1 protein-coding gene and 2 pseudogenes are annotated in these 1,927 nt (G+C 50.2%); all 3 read right to left on the minus strand.

Going from position 1 to position 1,927, the window contains the following annotated elements; translation table 11 throughout:
- Positions 1–349 precede the first annotated feature (349 nt).
- Positions 350–1,114: pseudogene (gene cutC, locus QZ506_RS12580) on the minus strand (copper homeostasis protein CutC).
- 198 nt (positions 1,115–1,312) lie between these two features.
- A pseudogene (locus QZ506_RS12585) lies at positions 1,313–1,531 on the minus strand (VOC family protein); the annotation flags it as partial.
- Between the two features lie 10 nt (positions 1,532–1,541).
- Positions 1,542–1,927 (minus strand): transposase (locus QZ506_RS12590; RefSeq protein WP_291971471.1); only part of this gene is annotated, 386 nt, incomplete at its 5' end.

Raw genomic sequence — 1,927 nt, forward strand, 5'->3', positions numbered from 1 at the left:
AGCGTCTGACAGTCCGCTCAGAGCAACCAACCTGAGTGGCAATATCGACAATATACGCACCCTGCTGGCGCATTTGCTTTATCATGTAAAAGTCCTCTCTGCTCAGCATGCTGATGTCCTTTCTGGTGTGAGAACCTCAAGGAAACAACATGTTGTGTGGAGCGGACAATCCAAATGGTGAATTACCGTCTTATATCACTGGCGCTGACATTTTGCTCCACTGACATAATGGGTTAGAGACAATGTATCAGAAAAAAAGCCCCGGAAACACGCCGGGGCTTGGTACTCGCAAGCAAACCAGAAGGGATGCTGCGCGGTAAAGGACTCGTTGGGCGAATTTTCCGCGTCATCAGGGGACAGGGACAGTCTGGCATCCCGCATTCAGTACGCGCTTCATTTCAGCAACGATGTCGCCGTCGACGCAATAGTGGCTGAATTCGTCCAGATCGCTTTCAGCGTCTGAACACATCGATACACCCACTTTGCGAAACCGCATCGCCGAAGGAATCCAGTGTCCGGAATAACTGTGCAATTCCTGAATACCGCTTCGCTGAAATTTATGCAGGTTGGTCAAACGTACACCCGCTCCCGCCATAATAATTGGGCCACGACTCGCTCGTATTAGTTCACGCAATAATGTTAATCCGTTTTCAGCTTGCTACTGCTGGCAGGATGTCAACACGCGCGCCACGCCCAAATCAGTGAGCTGTTGCAGCGCCATATGCGGATTGAGACACAGATCGAAGGCGCGATGGAATGCCACTGCCATCCCTTCACACAATGCCATCAAGACTTTCATACGCGGCAGATCGATATGCCCTTCTTCATCTAACACTCCGACTACTACACCGGGATAACCCATTTCTTTAATACGCTGAATATCGTACTGAATGGTACGAAACTTACTGTCGCTGTAGCAGAAATCCCCGCCGCGCGGGCGTACAATAGGATGAACCGGCAGTCGCACCCTGCTCCTAGCCTCGGCCAGAACACCATAGCTGGGCGTCAGACCGCCTTCACGCTGGCCAGCACAGAGCTCCATCCTGTCTGCTCCCGCCAGTTCCGCCGTGAGTGCGCAATCAACGCTATAACAGCATACTTCCAACTTTGACATTTTATCTCTCCCGCCTGCGTCACATTGCGCTGTGACCATTGCACCATCAACTAGCACGTTATGGCTTTAGGATAAATATGGCATCTGAATAAAAATGCAAAGGAGAGCCGAGTCACAGAGGGCAGGATTGCCCCAATGCTATCCATGACGCGTCACACAAATTTTACCAAAAGCTTTCAGCAAGTATCAGGCCCAAGCTTACTTCTGCTCGCTGGCAGTGACTTCACGGATTGAATACGGGTGAAATTTGATAGTGACTGTCCCATCGCTCACGGCTAACGTGGGATTTGGCAAGCGTTCTTTATCGCTGCCTGGTTGGCTGAACTTTAGGGTAATGCGTGGTGAAGCCAGTGCGCTATCGGAAAGACAATCCAGAGCGCGTGCATGCAAGGTATCAGGACTGCCGGCTAATACTAGGCTGTGTCCCTTAATTGCATAACTTATTGTAAAAGAGGAGGATGCAGCCCAGTTTAACCATCGACAGATAATTCCTCGCCGTTTTGTCATAACGTGTGGCAATACGGCGGTATTCTTTTAATCGGCCAAAACATCTTTCCACTACATTGCTATGACGGTAAGCGTCACTAGCGAACCGTGAGCGTCCGTCCGAAGCCATTTTTTCATTCGTTTTTCGGGGGATGACTGCCTTTATCCCATTTCGTTTCAGCTCGTTGCGTAGTGCATGCACTGAATAAGCTTTGTCAGCCAGCACCCCATAACCACGACGCTTCATGCTGCCATTCTGGCGCTGAACGGCTTTGTTGAATAAATCAGAACTTGTAACGACTGCGCCCCATACGGGTCGATTGTTAC

Source organism: Candidatus Symbiopectobacterium sp. (assembly GCF_020054415.1).
In the GTDB taxonomy this organism is placed as follows: domain Bacteria; phylum Pseudomonadota; class Gammaproteobacteria; order Enterobacterales; family Enterobacteriaceae; genus Symbiopectobacterium.